14 protein-coding genes are annotated in these 16643 nt (G+C 57.2%); 5 read left to right on the top strand and 9 right to left on the bottom strand.

Annotated elements, in window-relative coordinates:
* Positions 1–25 precede the first annotated feature (25 nt).
* The 3 genes from xdhC to xdhA are packed head-to-tail and all read right to left on the bottom strand — an operon-like array spanning position 26 to position 4705.
* Positions 26–904 carry a xanthine dehydrogenase accessory protein XdhC gene (gene xdhC / locus ACR0LF_RS05790; protein ID WP_480580200.1) on the bottom strand — a complete coding sequence of 293 codons (879 nt, stop codon included), beginning with the start codon at positions 902–904 and terminating at the stop codon, positions 26–28.
* 3 nt (positions 905–907) lie between these two features.
* A complete protein-coding gene (gene xdhB / locus ACR0LF_RS05785) occupies positions 908–3226 on the bottom strand; it encodes a xanthine dehydrogenase molybdopterin binding subunit (RefSeq protein WP_480580197.1) in 2319 nt (772 codons plus the stop codon).
* A 15-nt stretch (positions 3227–3241) separates the two neighbouring features.
* Complete coding sequence (gene xdhA, locus ACR0LF_RS05780; RefSeq protein WP_480580195.1) at positions 3242–4705, bottom strand: xanthine dehydrogenase small subunit; 1464 nt, start codon at positions 4703–4705, stop codon at positions 3242–3244.
* Between the two features lie 154 nt (positions 4706–4859).
* Between xdhA and ACR0LF_RS05775 the strand changes: the two genes are divergently transcribed.
* The gene (locus ACR0LF_RS05775; protein WP_480580193.1) at positions 4860–5789 is read left to right on the top strand and encodes a LysR family transcriptional regulator; all 930 of its coding nucleotides are present in this window, start codon (positions 4860–4862) and stop codon (positions 5787–5789) included.
* 37 nt (positions 5790–5826) lie between these two features.
* Here the strand turns inward: ACR0LF_RS05775 and ACR0LF_RS05770 are convergent, their stop codons facing one another.
* Positions 5827–7059, bottom strand: a complete 1233-nt coding sequence (locus ACR0LF_RS05770) for a urate hydroxylase PuuD (protein WP_480580190.1) — start codon at positions 7057–7059, stop codon at positions 5827–5829.
* A gap of 102 nt (positions 7060–7161) precedes the next feature.
* Between ACR0LF_RS05770 and ACR0LF_RS05765 the strand changes: the two genes are divergently transcribed.
* Positions 7162–8079, top strand: a complete 918-nt coding sequence (locus ACR0LF_RS05765) for a LysR family transcriptional regulator (RefSeq protein WP_480580188.1) — start codon at positions 7162–7164, stop codon at positions 8077–8079.
* A gap of 8 nt (positions 8080–8087) precedes the next feature.
* Here the strand turns inward: ACR0LF_RS05765 and uraH are convergent, their stop codons facing one another.
* Positions 8088–8441: a hydroxyisourate hydrolase gene (gene uraH / locus ACR0LF_RS05760; RefSeq protein ID WP_480580185.1), complete on the bottom strand. Its 354-nt coding sequence runs from the start codon at positions 8439–8441 to the stop codon at positions 8088–8090.
* 146 nt (positions 8442–8587) lie between these two features.
* On the opposite strand from uraH, the gene puuE reads away from it, so the two are divergent.
* Genes puuE through ACR0LF_RS05745 form a run of 3 tightly spaced genes read left to right on the top strand, consistent with a single transcriptional unit; the run spans position 8588 to position 11961 of the window.
* A complete protein-coding gene (puuE, locus tag ACR0LF_RS05755; RefSeq protein WP_480580182.1) occupies positions 8588–10000 on the top strand; it encodes an allantoinase PuuE in 1413 nt (470 codons plus the stop codon).
* Positions 9997–10482, top strand: coding sequence for an ureidoglycolate lyase (locus ACR0LF_RS05750; protein ID WP_480580179.1), 486 nt, complete (start codon positions 9997–9999; stop codon positions 10480–10482). Before puuE ends, ACR0LF_RS05750 begins: the two co-directional genes overlap by 4 nt.
* A gap of 54 nt (positions 10483–10536) precedes the next feature.
* The gene (locus ACR0LF_RS05745; RefSeq protein WP_480580176.1) at positions 10537–11961 is read left to right on the top strand and encodes a uracil-xanthine permease family protein; all 1425 of its coding nucleotides are present in this window, start codon (positions 10537–10539) and stop codon (positions 11959–11961) included.
* A gap of 155 nt (positions 11962–12116) precedes the next feature.
* Here ACR0LF_RS05745 and bhcD read toward each other — a convergent pair whose 3' ends face one another.
* The 4 genes from bhcD to bhcA form a co-directional block, all read right to left on the bottom strand.
* Positions 12117–13082 (bottom strand): iminosuccinate reductase BhcD, encoded by a 966-nt coding sequence (gene bhcD, locus ACR0LF_RS05740; RefSeq protein WP_480580173.1) that lies wholly within the window; start codon positions 13080–13082, stop codon positions 12117–12119.
* A gap of 115 nt (positions 13083–13197) precedes the next feature.
* The gene (gene bhcC, locus ACR0LF_RS05735; protein ID WP_480580170.1) at positions 13198–14361 is read right to left on the bottom strand and encodes a 3-hydroxy-D-aspartate aldolase BhcC; all 1164 of its coding nucleotides are present in this window, start codon (positions 14359–14361) and stop codon (positions 13198–13200) included.
* 42 nt (positions 14362–14403) lie between these two features.
* Positions 14404–15372, bottom strand: a complete 969-nt coding sequence (gene bhcB, locus ACR0LF_RS05730; protein ID WP_480580167.1) for a beta-hydroxyaspartate dehydratase BhcB — start codon at positions 15370–15372, stop codon at positions 14404–14406.
* Positions 15372–16562, bottom strand: coding sequence for an L-aspartate--glyoxylate aminotransferase BhcA (gene bhcA, locus ACR0LF_RS05725; RefSeq protein WP_480580164.1), 1191 nt, complete (start codon positions 16560–16562; stop codon positions 15372–15374). Before bhcA ends, bhcB begins: the two co-directional genes overlap by 1 nt.
* Positions 16563–16643: the final 81 nt, after the last annotated feature.

The raw sequence follows: 16643 nt of genomic DNA, 5'->3' as shown, positions 1-16643 counted from the left end.
TGTGACCGGAATTGCCCGACAGATGTCAGGCCGTTCTCCCTTTCCGGTCGTGGTGTTGGCCCAACTGGGGCGCCTGGTTTGCCCCGGTCGGGGCGGTCGCGGCAGTTTCAGAGGTCAATTCAGCCATCACCTCGGCCACCACGAAGGCGGCGATGACGCTGGGCCGCTTGTCGCGGCTACCGCTAGCCCCGATGGGGCATTTCAAATGTTCGATAGACTGTCCGTCACAGTGTTTGTGTGCCCAGTTCCTGAGCTTTACCCGCTTGGTGGCGGATCCGATCATTCCCACATAGGCGGCGTCCTGACGTTCCAGTGCAGCGGATGTCAGCAGGAAATCCAGCCCGTGATCATGGGTGTGGATGATAAAGGCACTGCCCGCAGGCGCGTGCCAGATTTCGGATTCCGGGATGGCACTGACCCGGGTTTCAACATGCGCCGTGCAAAGCTCGACCTCTTCGGGCCGGGTGTCGACGAGGATGCAGCGCACCGGCAGGTGCTGAAGCTGATTGGCCAGGGCGCGCCCCACGTGACCCGCGCCCATGACATAGACATGGGGCAAAGCCTCTTCGCGCTGGGCTGCACGTTCTGATGCGGCCCACTTGTCGGAGGCCCGCATACGGGTCAGTTTCAATTCGACCCGTCCACCGCAACACTGCCCGATTTCCGGGCCAAGCGGCACATCCAGATCCTGATGCAATACCCCGTCGCGCAGCATGTCACGCGCAGCGTTGATTGCCATGAACTCCAACTGGCCGCCGCCGATGGTTCCCCACAGCGCTCCGGCTGCCACGAACATTTCTGTCCCCTCATTGCGCGGCGAGGATCCACGCACGCGGGTAAGTGCGACGCGGATCACGCTGTGCTGCGCGGACAGGAATTCGCTCAGAGACGCCGGGGCAGCCATGGCTCAGGGACCCTCTTGCAAGCGCGCAACAGCCATCAGGACACGCTCGGGCGTGGCCGGGGCGTCAAGACGGGGGCATTCCCTGTAGTCAGCGACAGAGGCTACGGCCATCGACAGGGCCTCGAACACCGAAATCCCCAGCATGAAGGGCGGTTCGCCAACTGCCTTGGAGCGTTTGATGGTCAACTCGCGGTTTTCCGACCAATCGGCAAGGTTCACGTTGAAGATGCGCGGGCGGTCTGACGCGAGCGGGATTTTGTATGTCGAAGGAGCGTGCGTGCGCAGACGACCCGCATCGTCCCACCAAAGCTCTTCAGTGGTTAGCCATCCCATACCCTGAATAAAGGCACCTTCGACCTGACCCTTGTCGAGAACGGGGTTCAGCGACCGGCCAACGTCGTGCAAAATATCGGTGCGTTCAACCTGATATTCGCCCGTCAGAGTGTCAATCGTTACCTCGGAACACGACGCGCCATAGGCGTAGTAATAGAACGGACGCCCTTGGCCTTTGGCCCGGTCCCAGTGGATTTTCGGGGTTTTGTAGAAGCCGGCAGCCGACAGCTGCACCCTCGCCAGATAAGCCTGCTTGATGAACGCATCGAAGGGCAGCACCTCTTGGCCGATATGTACCTGATTGGCATGGAAAGTCACTTCCTCGGGTGCGGTATTCCAGTTCTCAGCCGCGAATTTCACCAGACGCTCTTTGATCTGCTCGACAGCGTTCAGCGCCGCCATGCCGTTCAGATCCGTGCCGCTGGAGGCCGCAGTGGCCGAGGTATTGGGAACCTTCTCGGTCGTTGTTTTGGTAATCTTGATCCGGCTGAAATCGACCTGGAAAGCCTCGGCCACGACCTGCGCGACCTTGGTATTCAGGCCTTGCCCCATTTCGGTGCCGCCGTGGTTCAGGTGTATCGAGCCGTCATTGTAGACATGCACCAACGCGCCAGCCTGATTGTACCAGGTCGCTGTGAAGGAAATACCGAATTTGACAGGCGTGAGGGCGATCCCCTTTTTCAAGATCGGTGACGTCTTGTTGAACGCGATGATGTCCTGACGGCGTCGACGGTATTCCGAGGTCTCTTCCAGCTCTCCGACCAGTCGATCGAGGATGCTGTCTTCGACCTCTTGATGATACGGGGTAATGTTGCGGTCTTCGGTGCCGTAGAAATTGGCTTTACGCACATCCAGCGGGTCTTGTCCCGTGGCATAAGCAATTTCTTCGATTATCCGTTCCGCGGCGATCACGCCTTGCGGGCCGCCAAACCCGCGGAAAGCAGTGTTCGAAACAGTGTTGGTTTTCATCGGGAGGCTGTTCAGGCGCACATTGGGATAGAAATAGGCGTTGTCAGCGTGGAACAGCGCGCGGTCGGTCACAGGACCGGAGAGATCCGCCGAGAACCCGCAGCGTGCGGCAAAGTTCCCCTCAACCGCCTGAATACGGCCCTCGTCGTCAAAGGCGACATCGTAGTCGATCACGAAGTCATGGCGTTTACCGGTGGCCGTCATGTCCTGATCCCGGTCGGGGCGGATTTTCACAGCGCGGTTCCACTTTTTGGCAGCCATGGCGGCGACGGCGCAGAACAGGTTCATCTGGCTTTCCTTGCCGCCAAACCCACCACCCATACGACGTACATTGACCACAACGGCGTTGGACGGCACCCCAAGGACATGCGCGACCATATGCTGGGCTTCAGATGGGTGCTGGGTCGAGCAATGCACGATCACATCATCGTCTTCGCCAGGAACGGCAAAGGCGATATGCCCTTCGAGGTACATATGATCTTGACCGCCAACGCTCATGCGCCCCTTGATCCGGTTGGATGCGGCCGCCTGAGCAGGGGCGACGTCACCGCGCTCCAGCTTAAGTGGTGCTGTAACGTACGGGTACCCGGCGTCCTGCGCGGCAATCGGATCCAGCGCATGGGGGAGGGGTTCGTATTCGATCTTTGCCAGCTCCGCAGCGCGACGTGCAACATCGCGGGTTTCGGCAATCACGGCAAACAGGGGCTGGCCGTGAAACTGAATGGCATCGGTCGGGAAAACCGGCTCGTCATTCAGATGTGTTGGGCTGATATCATTTGCCCCCGGAACATCGTCTGCAGTCAGAACCCCGACAACTCCGGGCGTTTTCAGCACCTCGGTGAAATCGATGCCCGCAAGCTTGGCGTGCGCTACGTCAGAGACACCGAGATAGGCGTGTAGCGCGCCTTCCGGCAGTGCAATGTCGTCGGTATAATCGGCCTGCCCCGAGACGTGCTTGATCGCACTGTCATGGTTTACGTTGGTGTGGGCCGATCCAATGATGGAAACGTTGTCTTTCATCTTGTCGTCTCCTGATTAAGCGCAAGCCAGTTGAACGGGGGTGTCGGTCTGGGCGTCGTTTTCAAGGAAGAACCGGCGCAGCAGGTTTTGTGCGGTCAGCATTCGGTAGTCAGACGAGGCGCGCCAATCGGTCAGAGGAGAGAAATCCTGCGCCAGCGCCGCAGCGGCGGCTTCAAAGCTCTCGCGTGCCCAGGGCTGACCGTTCAGCACCGCCTCGGCAGACGATGCACGCTTGGGCGTGGCGGCCATGCCACCGAATGCGATGCGCGCATCGCTGATGGTGCCGTCCGTGACCGTCATGTGGATGCCGGCCGCCACTGAGGAGATATCTTCGTCTCGACGCTTGGAAATCTTGTAAGCCGCGTCAAGATCGTTCGGCCCGGGCAGCGGCACACGGATACTTGCGACAAACTCATCAGGTTGGCGGTCCTGTTTGCCATAGTCGATGAAGAAATCACTCAAAGGCAGCGTCCGGCTTTCGGAACCGCGCCGCAGCGTGAGTTCTGCGCCAAGCGCGATCAGAACCGGCGGCGTATCCCCGATGGGGGAGCCGTTTGCGATGTTCCCGCCAACAGTTCCCATATTCCGCACCTGCCACCCTGCGATGCGATCCCAGTAGGAGGACAGGTGTGGCAGGTGTTCCGACAGGAGTTCCTGGCAATCGGTGTAGCTGGCACCAGCACCGATCAGGAGGAGGGAACCCTGTCTTTCGACTGTTTTCAGGCCTTCGAGATGACCGGTGAAAATGGCAGGCCCGATGTTGCGCAGGAATTTGGTGACCCAAAGACCCACATCCGTTGCCCCGGCCACAATTGTGGCATTCGGGTAGGCTTGCAGGCACTCGGCAAGATCATCAACGCTGGAGGGGATAATGCTCAGGTTGTCCTCAGGGCCGGACACGACGCGACGCCCATCCTTAAGCGCGGCCAGACGTGTGGTCATGGTTTCGCGTTCGGTATTCAGGTGATCCGACGCAGGCGTGCCATAGCGGCTGACGGCAACGGCGGCGCGGATGATCGGCTCATACCCGGTGCAGCGGCACAGGTTGCCCTGCAAAGCGGTTTCAACCTGCGTTTCGGTCGGTTCGGGTGTCCGCATCCAAAGGGCGTAAAGTGCCATGACGAAGCCCGGCGTGCAGAACCCGCACTGGCTGCCGTGATGATCGACCATGGCTTGTTGAACCGGGTGCAAACGGCCGTTGGGACCAGAGAGGTGTTCGACTGTCACGACATGACATCCGTCGACGGAGGCAAGAAACCGGATGCACGCGTTTACCGGGCTATAAGTCAGACCAGCGTCGCCAAGTCGACCGACCAACACGGTGCAAGCCCCGCAGTCACCTTCAGCGCAGCCTTCCTTTGTGCCGGTCAGTCGGCGCTCCAGCCGCAAAAAGTCCAAGAGCGTTTGGTCTGCTGATACGTTCGGGACGGACACATCCTTGCCATTGAGGATAAACTGGATGTTGGTGCGATGCGTCATGGAATTCTCCCTCTGCCCTGCCTTCCGGTGGGTGATCGGGGGAACCATAGAAACTGGAATTGAGTCTGAAAATCGTCGGAAACGGCAAATACTTTCAACAAAACGTTGAAAAAGAAACTGTCGTAGCGCAGTCTTTCCGTATCAGGAGGATCGAATGTCGTATATCGAAAGCCTGCGTGTCTTTGTCCGGGTTATGGAGCTGGGCAGTATCACCTCCGGCGGGCGGGACCTGCGGTTAACGCCTGCGGTGGCAAGCAAACGTCTGAAAGAGCTTGAGAACCATCTGGGCGTGCGGCTGTTCAACAGAACAACCCGGTCGATGACTCCGACCGAAGTGGGAACAATTTTCTACGATGAAGCCAAGGCCGTTCTGGTGGCACTGGATCATGCCGAAGCGCGTGTCGCCAGTTTTTCAGATGCCCCCCGTGGTGCCATCCGCATTACCGCACCACTGGGTGTCGGACGGAGAATCGTTGCACCATTGGTCCCGGAGTTTTCGGATCTCTACCCTGAGACAGAGATTCGCATGCGTTTGTCCGACCGGAAAGTGGACATTCTGGCCGACGGGCTGGACATCGCATTTTTTATTGGTGAGCCCGGCGACTCCACGATGAAGCTGCGTAAGTTCGCGGATTGCGATCGTGTCTTGTGTGCTTCTCCGCAGTACCTATCGCAAGTTGGTATGCCCAAGACACCCGACGACTTGCTGTACACGCCCCACAACTGCCTTTTGTTGCGGTATCCGAGATCTCCCGAATACTATTGGACGCTCCGTACGGACATGGGCCCGCGAAAGCTTGAAGTTCGCGGCAAATACGATGCAGATGATGGTGATGTGCTGACGGATTGGGCCCTGGCGGGCAGGGGGATCGTCAACAAACCGCGCTTTGATGTGCGCGAGTATCTCGAAGATGGTCGTTTGGTCGAGGTGCTGCCCCAGACGCCTCCTTTGCCAACGATTTTCGGATGCCTTTACCCGCACAAAAAGCTTCAGGACCCTAAGGTGCGTTTGTTTGTCGAACATATTGCGCAACACAGCAAACGGTTTTTTCTTAAGCACAAAGCAAAAAACCGGGCGTCATAACCCGGTTTGCAGCCATCAGTTCGGCGATCGCGCGTATCTATTGGTCCCTGACTTCACGCACCCATGCAATGATGGTTTGACGCGCTTCTTCATCCATTTGAACCGCAGCTGGCGGCGGCATTGCATGGCTGATCCCGGCTTGCAGATAAATCTGATCGGCATTGCGGGCAACGTCGCCGGGGGTTTCAAGATACACCTTCTTGGGGGCCCATTTCATAGTGCCATATACGGGCTCTCGTGCATGGCACATCGAACAGTTTCCAATAACCGTGTCATATGCTTCTTCGAAACCGGCAGCCGAGGCAAATTTTTCCTCATACGGCGTAAGTTCTCGCGCTTCGGCATCCTCCCAGGTTTCCGTGGGCCTCACCGAAGAAAGCCAGGCGATCACAACCATGAGAACAACGGTAACCCCCCAAGTCCAGTGCGGGCCGGTTCCTGTCGCGTGCATCGTGTTGAAGTAGTGGCGGATGGTGACGCCTGTCAGGAAGATCAGGCTGGCGATGATCCACGAATATTCAGTGCCAAAGGCCAGAGGATAGTGGTTTGCGAGCATCAGGAACACGACCGGCAAAGTCAGATAATTGTTATGCGTGGAGCGTACCTTGGCGATCTTGCCGTATTTGGCGTCAGGCGTGCGACCAGCCTTGAGGTCCTCGACCACGATCCGCTGGTTCGGCATGATCTGAAAGAACACATTGGCCGTCATGATCGTCGCGGTAAACGCGCCAAGATGCAAAAGTGCTGCGCGGCCCGTGAAGATCTGGTTATAGCCCCAGGACATGATCACGAGGATCACAAACAATAGCAGCATCAGAACGGTTGGGTGATCGCTGAGCTTGGATTTACACATCTGATCGTACAGCAGCCAACCAATGGTCAACGATCCGCCAGAGATCAGAATACCCTGCCACAGCGTCAGGTCCGCTTTGGTTGGATCAAGCAGGAACAGCTCACCACCGACCCAGTAGATGATCATCAGCAGCGCCGCACCCGAAAGCCAGGTCGTGTAGCTCTGCCATTTGTGCCAGGTCAGATGCTCGGGCATCCGCGCGGGCGCGACCAAGTACTTAACGGTGTGATAGAACCCGCCGCCATGTACTTCCCATTCCTCGCCATAAGCCCCGTCCGGCAGGGCAGGGTTCGGCTTAAGCATGAGGTCCAGCGCGATAAAATAGAAGGACGCCCCAATCCACGCCATCGCGGTGATCACATGCAGCCAGCGGACGGAAAAGGCGATCCACTCCCACATTACGGCCAGGTCATACATGGCTTTGCTCCTGAGATTCTTTAGTTCCGGCATACTCTATGCGAGACTGTTTTATTCTGGTATTGCTGGTAAAGACCAAGCAGTATCAAAAAATGCAAAAAAATGTCCTATTTTGATAACATCAGAACCTTTGTCCGGGTCTACGAATTGGGCAGCATGTCTGCTGCGGGTCGTGACTTGCGGGTTTCACCGGCGGTAACGTCGGCGCGCATATCGCAATTGGAAGAACATCTTGGTGTGCGCTTGTTTCAGCGCACGACACGCAGCCTGACGCCGACCGAGCAGGGAAAGTCATTTTATCGCGGCGCGGCAGAGATACTTGAAGCGGTTGATCGCGCCGAAGCTCAGATTGTCAACATTACGGAGAACCTGAAAGGGTCGCTTTACGTCGCAGCGCCATTGGGTGTCGGTCGACGATTGATAGCACCGCAGGTGCCAAAGTTCCTTGCCGAGTACCCTGAGGTAAATGTCAGGCTAAGGCTGACGGACCGAAAGGTGGATCTGACCACTGAAGGTCTGGATCTGGCATTCTTTCTTGGTCAGCCAGAGGATAGCAACTTGCGTATTCGCAAGATCGCGGATGTTGAAAGAGTGCTTTGCGCGTCGCCTAAATACATCAAAAAACATGGGATGCCGGAAAGCGGCGATGATATTATCGCCGACCAGCACGAGTGTCTCAATTTGCGGTTTCCGGGTGCGACCGAATTTCAATGGTTGTTGAAAACCGATACGGGACCAAGGCGGTTCCGTGTCGCTGGGCGATATGAGTCAGATGACGGCGATGTGTTGACGGATTGGGCGCTGGGCGGTCATGGTATCGCTTTGAAACCGATATTTGAGATTGCGCAGCATCTTAGGGCCGGAAATCTGGTTCCAGTGGCAGAAAAAACGCCACCAGAACCAATTCAGATGGCGTGCCTGTTTACACACCGCCGGATGCAGGACCCCAAAACGCGGCTGTTCATGGATTTCATCATCGAACGCATTCGATCATCGATTGTCGCATCAAATACGCCTTGATGGGCCACTCAGCTGCCGCGATAGGTCGAGTACCCAAAGGGTGAAAGAAGCAGCGGTACGTGGTAATGCGAGTGCTCCGACATCCCAAAGCGGATGGAGATGACGTTCAGAAAACGTGGGTCTTCAGGTGGGGTGCCAGAGGCATCGAGGTATTCTCCGGCATGGAAGATCAGTTCGTACTCGCCCGTTGAAAACTCAGCTTTGGGCAGAATCTGTTCGTCGGTCCTGCCGTCGTCATTTGTGACCAGAGTTTTCAGCAATGTCCGTTCTGAACCTTCAATGCGAAACAGCTCGATTTTCAATCCCTCGGCAGGGCATCCCCGCGCGGTATCTAGAACATGGGTTGTAAGGTAACCGGTCATTTGCGCTACTCCTCAAGTTATTCAGGTTCTAATCTGTTTTCTTCCCAGGGGGCAAAGACTGTCTATTCGAAGCTGTTTTTTGTATTTTTTGAAAAACATCTCAGATTGTCTGGGGTATTGATTAAAAGAAGAAGAAGGAAATAGATGTGACGCGCTATCCACGAGACATGACCGGCTATGGTGGGCAAGTGCCTAAAGCCAACTGGCCAAATGATGCCAAGATCGCGGTTCAGATTGTATTGAACTATGAAGAAGGCGGCGAAAATAACGTTTTGCACGGCGATGCCGCGTCCGAGGCGTTTTTATCCGAGATCACTGGTGCCGCCCCGTGGCCGGGGCAGAGGCACTGGAATATGGAGTCGATCTACGAATATGGCAGCCGCGCCGGGTTCTGGCGCGTGCATCACCTTTTGCAAGATCTACCAATTACCGTTTACGGCGTTGCCACGGCTTTGGCCCGTGCACCTGCACAAGTTGCCGCGATGAAGCACGCAGGATGGGAGATTGCCAGCCACGGTCTGAAATGGATTGAACACAAGGACATGGACGCAGAAGAAGAGCGCGCCCAAGTCCGGGAAGCGATCCGGCTGCACACCGAGGTCACGGGGCAGCCGCCGCGCGGTTGGTACACGGGTCGCTGTTCGATGAATACGGTCGATCTGGCCGCTGAGGAAGGTGACTTTGCCTACATCGCTGACGACTACGCCGACGATTTGCCGTACTGGACCAAGGCTGGCGGCAAGGATCAATTGATCATGCCCTACACGCTGGACTGCAACGACATGCGCTTTGCGATCCAGGCGGGTTTCACCAACGGAGAACAATTCGAAAGCTATCTGAAGGACAGCTTTGACATGCTCTATGCCGAGGGTGAGGCTGGCGCGCCAAAAATGCTCTCAATCGGATTGCATTGCCGTTTGATTGGTCGACCGGGTCGCGCCATGGCGCTGAAACGGGCGCTGGATTACTTCAGGAAACACGATGGCGTCTGGTTTGCGACGCGCGAACAAATTGCCGATCACTGGGCGAAGGAGCACCCTCCGATGCAAGGTCTAACCCCGTCTGAAATGGACCGGTCGACATTTGTGTCCGAATTCGGCGGTGTGTTTGAACACAGCCCATGGATTGCCGAAGGTGCATATGATCTGGAGCTGGGCCCGACGCATGACAATGCCGCTGGTGTTCACAACGCGCTGGCGCGGATGTTCCGCTCGGCCTCTGACGAACAACGCCTTGGTGTTCTGACCGCCCACCCGGATTTGGCGGGCAAGCTAGCCGCGGCTGGACGTCTGACCAAGGAAAGCACAGCTGAACAGGCCGGTGCAGGTCTGGACATGCTGACCGATGAAGAGCGCGCAACATTCACAGCGTTGAACGATGCCTACACAACCAAGTTCGGCTTTCCCTTCATCATAGCCGTCAAGGACAATACCAAAGCCAGTATTCTGGACGCTTTTCACCGTCGCATCGACAGCGATCGCGAAACGGAATTTGCCGAGGCCTGCCGCCAGGTCGAGCGGATTGCTGAATTGCGTCTGGTTGAGAAGTTCGCTGAATGACAGCCGTACTGAAACTCCGGCCCCTGACCGCTGAGGCATTTGTGCCGTTTGGCGATGTGATCGAAGTGGCCGGTCGGGTGGATAAACTCATTAATCAGGGTAAGTGCGCTCGGTATCATGATCGCGCAGCGCTGGATTTCCATGACGGACGCGCCGGAATTAGTGTGTTTCAGTCCGAGGCGTTCAGTCTGCCGATCAAACTGGAAATGGTCGAACGCCACCCGGATGGCAGTCAGGCCTTTCTGCCTTTGTCCGATAAGCCTTTTGTTGTGGTTGTCGCCCCGGACCAAGACGGCAGGCCCGGGCAGCCCATCGCCTTCAAAACATCGCCCGGACAGGGCGTGAATTATCACCGCAACACGTGGCATGGCGTACTGACCCCACTTCATGCGCCCGGACTTTTTGCGGTGGTCGACCGAATTGGAATCGGGCCCAACCTCGAAGAGCATTGGTTCGAAGAGGCTTTTATAATCACGGAATGAGGTACGTGGCCGGAAGAGGAGCCGGTTCGCGACCTACTAGGGAGGAAAAACTAAATGTCAGATGCATCCATCGGAACGCCGGAACAACTCCGCGATCCGAATTACACTCCGCCACTCATAAAGGCGGTGCCACTTGGAATTCAGCATGTGCTGGCGATGTTCGTGTCCAACGTCACGCCAGCCATTATCGTTTGTGGCGCGGCAGGGTTTGGGTTCGGTTCGAACAGCCCGGATTTTCCGCAGATGATCTACATGATCCAGATGTCGATGTTCTTTGCGGGCGTCGCCACGCTGTTTCAGTCCATTGGCGTGGGTCCTATTGGCGCGCGGTTGCCGATCGTGCAGGGGACGTCGTTTGCCTTCATCCCGATCATGATCCCGCTGGTGGTGGGAAAGGGCGTTGATGCCATCGCCGTCCTGATGGGCGGTGTTGTCGTCGGCGGCTTGTTCCACGCTTTCCTGGGGCTGTTCATCGGGCGTATTCGCTTTGCGCTTCCGCCTCTGGTTACGGGTCTTGTGGTGACCATGATCGGTCTGGCGCTGGTTAAGGTCGGCGTCCAATACGCCGCCGGTGGTGTGCCTGCTATTGGCACCGAGGAATATGGCTCGGGCCTCAACTGGTTCATGGCAGGCATCGTGATTGTCGTAACGCTTGGGCTGAAGTTCTTTGCGCGGGGAATGCTGTCGGTGTCGGCTGTTCTGATCGGCCTGCTCGTCGGTTATGCTGTGGCGTTTGCTCTTGGTCAGGTCAATTTGGGCAACGTTGGTCGTGCTGCCTCGTTCGCGCTGCCGAACCCACTGCATTTTGGCATCGAGTTCTCGGTAGCGGCCATCATTGGTTTCTGTGCGATGTCCTTTGTTTCCGCTGTCGAAACCGTTGGCGACGTATCCGGTATCACTAAAGGCGGTGCGGGACGCGAGGCGACCGACAAGGAGATTCAGGGCGCGACCTACGCCGATGGTGTCGGCACCGCGATCTCTGGTCTCTTTGGTGCATTGCCAAACACTTCGTTCAGTCAGAACGTCGGCTTGATCGCCATGACCGGTGTCATGAGCCGAATGGTCGTTACCATCGGGGCGCTCTTCCTGATCGTGTGCGGCCTTGTTCCGAAAATTGGCGCGATTATTTCGTCGATCCCGATCGAGGTTCTTGGTGGCGGTGTCATCGTGATGTTCGGAATGGTGGTTGCGGCAGGTGTCTCGATGCTTTCGGACGTAAACTGGAACCGCCGAAACATGGTGATCTTTGCAATTTCCCTGAGCCTTGGTTTGGGGTTGCAGCTGGAACCTGGTGCTCTTCAGTATCTACCCGGTACATTTAAGGTTCTGGCGACTTCGGGTATTCTACCTGCTGCAGTCATCGCCATTATCCTGAACTTGGTGCTTCCCGAAGAGCTTTCTGACGAAGCCACGGAAGAGGTTTCAGGCGGTATGGCAGGGCATGGCTTGGGCTCCATTGGAAAAGACGATCACGTCTGATGAAACATGGCCGGTCCCTCGCAAGGGCCGCTGCAAAAGATTCAAAGCGGCGCGCTTTTGCGCGCCGCTTTTTTTGTTACAGAACTTTTTCGCCGGGGTTTAATCTGCAGCCGTACGTGTCGGTTCGAAACAGGCTCGGTTGTCACTGTTCTCCGCTAAAAGTCGACCTTGATTGCGATCCCTTTCTGAACGGCAAGGTCGACCACGGAGGCAGCGACCGCAAGATCCTGAAGACCTACCCCCGTACCATCGAACAGGGTGATCAGATCGTTCGATGTCCGGCCCGGGTTTGTGCCGTTAATGACCGCGCCAAGCTGGGCCACATCGCTTTCCTTAATCAGGCCTTGTGCCACAGCGTGCTGTGCTTCGCCAATGGTAACGGATTGCGCCACTTCGTCAGTAAAGACACTTGCCTTGGCCAGCAGCGCTGCTTCCACCTCTTGCTTGCCCTTTGTGTCTGTACCCATACAGGCGACATGCGTTCCCGGGCTGACATGATCCGCCATCAGTGACGGTGCAAATGCTGAGGTGATTGAGATGATCACATCGGCCTCTTTCATCCCATCCAGCGCAACCGCTTCAAAGGGAACGCCGGATTCATTGGCGACCTTCTCGATATTCGGCAGCATCTCGGGGTGGTAGTTCCAGCCGATGACCTTTTCCAAGGCCCGCTGCTCCAGCGCCGCGCGCAGCTGAAAGGCGGCCTGATGGCCCGCTCCGATCATGCCGATAACCTTGGCGTCCGCACGGGCGAGGTGCTTGATCGAAACGGACGATGCCGCTGCGGTGCGCAAGGCCGTCAGAAGATTGCCGCCGACCATCGCCGAAGGTTTGCCGGTGTCGGGATCGAAAAGAAATACGGTGGACTGGTGATTGATCAGCCCGCGTTTTTCCAGATTGTTCGGCCAATAGCCACCCGCTTTCAGGCCAAGCGTCAGCCCCGCGCGGTCAAACCCGCCCTTGAAGCCGTATAGAGCGTCTTCATGCCCGATGGCTTCGCGCACGACGGGAAAGTTGTAGGCGTCGCCGGACGCCATTGCGGCAAAGACCTTTTCAACGGCATCAAAGGCCGCTTTACGGGTCATGAGGTCAGCGATTTCACGCTCGGGTACGATCAACATGTATTGCTCCGTTCAGAATTCGTGCGCCCGTGTGTCTTCCCGAAGGGAGGGAATACACACGGGCGGCTATCCGGCTACGTTCGTGCCGAACCTTCCTGTTTTGTGTTCGTCGGGATCAGTATGCGCGGCCACGCGCGGACACGGGCCAGACGGCTTCGACCTTGCCATTGCGGACGCCAACATACCAATCGTGCACGTTTGCCGTCGGGTCGCAGTGCCCTGGCACCAGCTTGAGCTTGTCGTTGACCTTGAGCGCACCGTCCGGGTCCATGACGACGCCATGCTCGTCGGAACATTTGATGTACTCGACATCATCGCGCCCGAAGACAACCGGCAATCCGCTGTCGACCGATTGCGCCTTGAGGCCCGCATCGACGATGGCCTTGTCCGCCTTGGCGTGGCTCATGACGCTGGTCAGGATGAAGAAGGCGTTTTCCCACTCGCCCTGATCGATCCGATTGCCGTCTTTGTCCAGGATGCGGCCGTAGTCGGCATCCATGAAGGCGTAGGACCCGCACTGAAGTTCATTATACACGCCCGAGTTGGACTCGAAGTAATAGGAGCCGGTGCCACCGCCCGAGACCAGCTCGCACTCGATGCCTTCGGCCCTCAGGCCCTCAACGGCGTCCTTTACCATCGCGATCGCGGTGTCGAGCTTTTCCTTGCGCGCCTCGTAGCTGTCGAGGTGCTGCATCGCACCCTGATAGGCCTGGATGCCGGTGAATTTCAGGTTTTCGGCAGCTTCGACCGCCTTGGCGATTTCAACTACGTCCTGCGTCGTCGTCACACCGCAGCGACCGGCGCCACAGTCGATTTCGATGAAAACTTCCAGCTGCGTTCCGTGATCGACGGCCGCGCCCGAAAGGTCCGCGACATTGTCCAGATCATCAACACAAACGATGATGCGGCTGCCCAGTTTCGGCAGGCTGGCAAGACGGTCGATCTTGGCCGGGTCACGCACCTGGTTCGACACCAGAACATCCTTGATGCCGCCGCGCACAAAGACCTCGGCCTCCGAGACTTTCTGGCAGCAGACACCGACGGCACCGCCGATTTTCTCCTGCAGTTTAGCCACGTCCACCGACTTGTGCATTTTCCCATGCACACGGTGACGCATGCCATGGGCTTTGGCATAATCGCCCATCTTCTTGATGTTGCGCTCAAGCGCGTCGAGATCCAGGATCAGGCTGGGGGTCTGGATATCTGCTTCATCCATTCCGGGCTTGGCCGGAATGTCATAGCCTACTTCGAATTGGTCGAGATTGGTCATATCTTTCATTTCCGTCTTCCTATGTCGGGATTGATGTCTGTTGGTTTGCGGTCAGGCGTTCAGCCAGGGCAGCTTGTCCAGATCGACATTGCCCCCGGTTATGATCAGACCGACCCGCTTGCCTTTGAACGCGTCCGGGTTCTTCAGAACCGTGGCCAGCGGTACGGCCGAGGATGGCTCCATCACGATCCGCAGGTGTTTCCACGTCAGCTTCATCGCATCGATGATCTCTTGTTCTGAGGCGGTGTAGATTTCCGATACGTGGTTAGACACGAAGTGCCAGGTGAGGTCTTTCAGCGGAACCAGCAGCCCGTCGGCAATGGTCTTTGGCGCATCGTCGGCTATGATGTGACCTGCCTTGAAACTGCGATAGGCGTCGTCAGCCTGTTCGGGCTCAGCTGCGATAATCGCGGTTTCCGGGGCCAGTGTGGAGAGGGTCAGGCAGGTGCCGGACACCATGCCGCCGCCACCGATAGGGGCGACAACCGCATCCAGACCGTCGGTCTGTTCAATGAACTCGCGCGAACAGGTGCCCTGTCCGGCGATCACGCGCGGATCGTTGTAGGGGTGGACGAAATCCCCACCCGTGGCGGCCTGAACCTCGGCAAATGTTGCTTCGCGGGATGAGGTGGAAGGTTCACATTCGGTGATCTTCCCACCATAGCGACGAACCGTGTCTTTCTTGGCCTGCGGTGCCGTGCGCGGCATCACCACGTTACAGGGAATTCCACGTTTCATCGCCGCATAGGACAGGCACGAGGCATGGTTGCCCGAAGAATGGGTCGCGACGCCTTTTTTTGCCTGTTCTTCGTCGAGGCCGAAGACAGCGTTGGTAGCGCCGCGAACCTTGAAAGCACCCGGTTCCTGAAAGTTCTCGCATTTGAAGAACAGTTGTGCCCCGGTCAGCTCATTCAGGTAGTCCGAAGTTCGGACCGGTGTGCGGCGGATAAATGGTTCAATCCTTTCATGCGCCGCGAGCATGTCCTCGTACGTTGGGATGTACATGTTGCAATCCTTCATCATGCAGCGTCCTTCTGAACGGCAGCTGGATGACCGCGATAGTATTCCTGTGCAGCAGCCACACCGGAGCCGAGTTGGATATTCAGACCCAGGTCGGCCATGCACATTTCCGCGGTGGCGATCCCGGACAGAGCCATGACATCCGTCAGGCTGCCAAGGTGTCCGATCCGGAAGACTTTGCCTGCGACTTCGCCGAGGCCGACACCAAACGCGACGCCGTACTTATCTGCCGCATGCGTAACGATATCGGTTGCATTGAAACCGTTGGGCGTGCGGATCGCGCTGACAGTGTCAGAATACACCGACGGGTTGGTCGCGCAAAGCTCCAGCCCCCAGGCACCTACGGCGGCGCGAACACCTTCGGCAATCCGATGATGCCGGGCAAAGACGTTTTCCAGACCTTCACTCAGCAGCATATCACAGGCCTGGTTGAGGCCATTCATCAAGCCAACTGCGGGCGTATAGGGATAAGCGTTGTTGGCATAGCCCTTCGCCATGTCATGCACATCAAAGAATGTGCGGGACAGAGTGCCTGTCTTGGTCGCCTCCATCGCCTTCTGGCTAAAGCCGACAATGGCCAGACCCGCAGTCAGCATGAACCCTTTTTGCGAACCCGTGACGGCAACATCGACCCCCCATTCGTCAAAACGGAAATCCATGGACGCGATCGACGACACGCCGTCAACAAACAGAAGCGCCGGGTGCTGGGCCGCATTAAGAGCCCTGCGCACGGCAGCAATATCAGACTTCACGCCAGTCGCCGTCTCGTTATGCGTGGCAAGAACAACCTTGATTTCATGGTTTGTGTCGGCGGCCAGAATCTCTTCGTAACGATCGGCTGGCAGCCCTTCGCCCCAAGGGGTTTCGACGATTTCGACATTCAGACCGTGGCGCTGGCACATATCGATCCAGCGGTGGCTGAACATGCCATTGCGCGCCGCCAACACCTTGTCACCAGGGGACAATGTGTTGGTCAGTGTGGTTTCCCAACCGCCGGTTCCGGTCGAAGGAAAGATGAAAACCTCGGCGCTGTCGCTTTTCAGAATTTTCTGCACACCCGCGCGCGCAGGATGCAGGATCTGCCCGAACAGCGGCGAACGGTGGTCGATCGTGGGCATATCGCAGGCCTTGCGCAGGCTTTCAGGGATATTGGTCGGGCCCGGGATGAAAACAGGATTTTGAAAGCTCATGGATGGTCTCCTTCCGTCGTTGACCACACAATAAGTTCCAGCCGCCCTGCCCGATATATTTTTGAAAAAGGCTTTCAAAAC

This window comes from Ruegeria sp. E8 (assembly GCF_056533985.1).
Note: the sequence above shows the minus strand (reverse complement) of the source record. Positions and strands in the feature narration are given on the sequence as shown.